The organism is Staphylococcus sp. EG-SA-2 (assembly GCF_017152085.1).
Map to the genome: position 1 here is coordinate 1 of NZ_JACYHC010000456.1, position 4,847 is coordinate 4,847.

Here is a 4,847-nt window from a genome sequence, read left to right on the forward strand (position 1 = left end):
GGGCCCCAACATAAAGAAATACTTTTTCTTTAGAAATTAGTATTTCTTATGCATGAGTTGCACTCATGCATTCCTATTTTTAAGTACACAATAGCTGTGGCTAATGACAAAGAACCACTACATAATAAATCATTAGTGATTCTTTATCATTTCTGTCCCACTCCCAGTTCGATTTATGTTTAACTACTCTAGATTGACCCTATCTTAACATAATTCTTTTTACGCATCTTTTCTTTCTACTATTCATTACTAAATTAATAAAAAGAAGCGAAGGATAAATTTATAACATCCTTCACTTCTTTTAATCTTATTTATCTTCAGTATTTTGTTTATCTCGTTCAAGTACTTCTTTTAAATACTTTCCTGTATATGATGACTTTGTCTGAGCAATATCTTCGGGTGTGCCAGTCGCAACAATAGTACCACCGCCACTACCACCTTCAGGACCTAAGTCGATAATATAGTCTGCTGTTTTGATAACATCTAGGTTATGTTCAATAATTACAACAGTGTCACCATTTTCAACTAATCGATTTAATACTTTTAATAATCTGCTAATATCGTCAACATGTAACCCTGTTGTTGGTTCGTCTAGGATATAAATAGATTTACCAGTTGAACGTTTATGAAGTTCAGATGCAAGTTTCACACGTTGAGCCTCACCACCTGATAACGTTGTAGCTTGTTGACCTAATGTGACGTATCCAAGACCAACATCAACTAGTGTTTGTAACTTGCGCTTAATCTTAGGAATATTTTCAAAAAATTGTGTTGCTTCTTCAACAGTCATTTCTAAAATGTCAGCAATATTTTTACCTTTGTAAGTAACCTCTAGTGTCTCACGATTATATCGTTTACCATCACACACTTCACAAGGAACATAAACATCAGGTAAAAAATGCATTTCAATTTTAATAATACCGTCACCTTTACAAGCTTCACAGCGTCCACCTTTTACATTAAAACTAAAACGCCCTTTTTGATATCCTCGAATTTTAGCTTCATTTGTTTGCGCAAACACATCACGTATATCATCAAACACACCAGTATATGTTGCTGGATTAGAGCGTGGCGTTCTACCTATCGGTGATTGATCAATATCAATAATTTTATCAAGTTGATCAATACCTTCAATCTTATCGTACAATCCTGGCTTTACTTTAGATTTATTAATTTTTTGAGCTAATGATTTGTATAATACTTCATTTACTAATGAGCTTTTACCAGAACCTGATACACCTGTAACAACCGTCATGATTGATAGTGGTATGTCCACATCAATCCCTTTAAGATTGTTGCTTCTAGCTCCACGTATAGAAATTTTACGATCTGAAGCCGGTCTGCGATATTCAGGTACGTCAATACGTTTCTTACCACTCAAGTATTGTCCTGTTAATGATTTTTTATCTTTCATTACCTTTTGAGGTGTCCCACTAGACACAATTTGTCCTCCATGTTCACCAGCACCAGGCCCTATATCCACTAAGTAATCAGCCGCACGCATTGTATCATCATCGTGTTCAACTACAATTAAAGTATTTCCTAAATCTCTCATTTCTTTAAGTGTATTAATTAATCGATCATTATCTCTTTGATGCAGTCCAATTGATGGCTCATCTAATACATATAAGACACCAGTCAAACGCGACCCAATTTGCGTTGCCAATCGAATACGTTGTGCTTCACCACCTGAAAGTGTACCTGAAGCTCTGTTTAGCGTTAAATATTCAAGTCCCACATTATTTAAAAAAGTGAGTCGGGAAATAATTTCTTTCAATATTTGATTTGCAATCGCTTGATCTTGTTCTGACAAATCAATGTTTTTATAATAGTTCAGCGCTTGACTGATTGAATATTCGACTACTTCACCAATATTTAAACCACCTACATAAACAGATAACGCTTCACGACTCAATCGCTTTCCATGACAAGTTTCACAAGGTAGTTCGGTCATATATTTACTCATCATTTCACGTGTATATTCTGAAGGAGATTCATGGAATCGTCTACTTATATTAGGAACTACACCCTCGAAAACCATTGTTCGTTTTCTAGTACCACCTTGACGTTGTGTAAATGTAAATTCAATTTCTTTGTCACCAGAACCATACAATAAAATATCACGTTGACGTTCTGTTAACTTTTTAAAAGGTTTATCCATATTGATTTTATAAACTTCACAAACACGTTTTAACAATGTTGGATAAAAATCAGAACTCGTCGGTATCCAAGGTTCTATTGCACCTTCGTTTAGCGTCTTATCTTTGTCGGGAACAACCAAGTCTACATCGACTGTTAACTTTTGGCCTAAGCCATCACATGTCGGACAAGCACCAAAAGGACTGTTAAAGCTAAACATTCTTGGTTCTAACTCTCCGATTGAAAATCCACATATAGGACAAGCATGGCTTTCTGAAAACTTAAGGTCTTCCCCGTCAATGACATCAACTGTTAATTGTCCTTCTGAAAGCTCTAACGCAGTTTCTATAGAGTCAGCTAGTCGTGTTTCAATTCCATCTTTAACAACTAATCGGTCTACAACAACTTCTATTGTATGATTCTTGTTCTTATCTAAAGTAGGTACATCATTTACATCAACAATTTCGCCATCGATTCTTAAACGTACATAACCTTTTTTACCAATATCTTCGATTAGCTTTTCATGACTACCTTTACGATGAGCGATGACAGGTGCTAATAATTGAATCTTTGTACGTGCCTCTAATTCCATAATGCGGTCAACCATTTGTTGTACTGTTTGCGATTCAATTTCTATATTGTGATTTGGACAGTAAGGTTTACCAACACGTGCATATAACAAACGTATATAATCATATATTTCTGTTACTGTTGCTACAGTTGATCTTGGATTTTTACTTGTTGTTTTTTGATCTATTGAAATTGCTGGCGATAATCCTTCAATTGTATCAACATCTGGTTTGTCCATTTGGCCTAAAAATTGACGCGCATAGGCACTTAATGATTCAACATAACGTCGTTGTCCTTCAGCATATATAGTATCGAATGCTAATGACGATTTACCTGACCCAGATAAACCTGTCATAACAATTAATTTATTTTTAGGTAGTTCGATATCAATATCTTTCAAGTTATGCGCACGAGCACCTTTTACTACTATGGATGGTTCTTTCATTTACTTGTCACCCTTCTGCTTTTAATTCAAATAACATATCTCTTAATTCTGTAGCTTTCTCGAAATCTAAATCTTTCGCTGCTTGTTTCATTTCTTTTTCTATATTGTCGATTGTCTTTTGACGTTCTTTTTTCGTCATCTTCTTAGGTATCACAGTTTGTGCTTTGTCATTATTTTCGTCATTTTCAACAGTAGCACTAATTAAATCATGTATTTTTTTATTAATTGTTTTAGGTGTAATACCATGTTTTTCATTATGTTTCATCTGTATTTCTCGACGACGTTGTGTCTCATCAATTGCATACTTCATCGAATCAGTCATTTTATCGGCATACATAATGACTTCACCTTTATCGTTACGCGCAGCTCTACCTATTGTTTGAATTAATGAGCGGTTAGAACGTAAAAATCCTTCTTTATCTGCATCTAATATGACAACTAGAGAAACTTCTGGTATATCAATACCCTCTCTTAATAAATTAATACCTACGATAACATCATATGTACCCATTCGTAAGTCTCTAATTATTTCGATTCGTTCTAATGTCTTGATTTCTGAATGCAGATAATTAACTTTAATACCCGCTTCTTTCATGTATGTGGTTAAATCTTCACTCATCTTTTTAGTGAGCGTTGTAACAAGTACGCGTTCATTACGCTCAACCCTTGTTTGAATTTCACTTAATAAATCGTCAATTTGATTTTCAGTAGGTCTAACCTCAATTTTAGGATCCAGTAAACCAGTAGGACGAATAATTTGTTCAACCATCTTATCCGTATGTTCAATTTCGTATGGTCCAGGCGTTGCAGATACATACACAAGTTGTTTTGTCTTTTCTTCAAATTCTTCAAATTTAAGTGGACGGTTATCTAATGCACTCGGTAATCTAAATCCATGATCCACCAAAACTTGTTTACGCGCTCTGTCTCCGTTATACATGCCTCGAACTTGTGGTAATGTCACATGTGATTCATCAATCATTACTAACCAATCATCGCCAAAGTAATCCAATAAAGTATACGGTGTCGAACCCAGTGGTCGCAAAGTTAAATGTACGGAATAGTTTTCAATTCCTGAACAGAATCCCATCTCTCGCATCATTTCTAAATCATAGTTGGTACGCTGTTCTAACCTTTGCGCTTCTAGTAATTTATTCTCATCTCGTAATTCTTTCAATCGTTCTTCCAATTCTTTTTCAATACGTTCAATCGCAACTTTCAACTTTTCTTCACGTGTTACGAAGTGAGAAGCTGGGAATATCGCAAAATGTTCTCTTTCTTTCAACACTTCACCTGTTAGGTAGTTAACTTCTCGGATACGGTCAATCTCATCGCCGAAAAACTCAACCCTTATACAAAGTTCTTCTTTAGAGGCTGGGAATATTTCAACTACATCACCACGCACTCGAAACGTTCCTCGTTGGAAATCGATGTCATTTCGTGTATATTGCACATCTACAAGTTTTCTAAGTAATTCACTTCTATCCATTTCCATACCAACTCGAACACTTACTACTAAATCTTTATATTCTTCAGGATTACCTAAACCATATATACAACTTACACTAGCAATAATAATTACATCATCGCGTTCAAATAATGCACTTGTAGCAGAATGTCGTAGTTGATCAATTTCATCATTGATTGAGGCATCTTTTTCAATAAAAGTGTCAGTAGACGGTACGTATGCCTC

Annotated in this window: 2 protein-coding genes; both read right to left on the minus strand. The window is 35.1% G+C overall.

The features are described 5' to 3' along the window. Positions 1–307 precede the first annotated feature (307 nt). Positions 308–3,154 (minus strand): excinuclease ABC subunit UvrA, encoded by a 2,847-nt coding sequence (gene uvrA / locus IDG60_RS06200; RefSeq protein ID WP_000662677.1) that lies wholly within the window; start codon positions 3,152–3,154, stop codon positions 308–310. Positions 3,155–3,161: 7 nt separating this feature from the next. Then, a partial coding sequence (gene uvrB, locus IDG60_RS06205; protein WP_206160559.1) for an excinuclease ABC subunit UvrB occupies positions 3,162–4,847 on the minus strand: 1,686 nt, incomplete at its 5' end.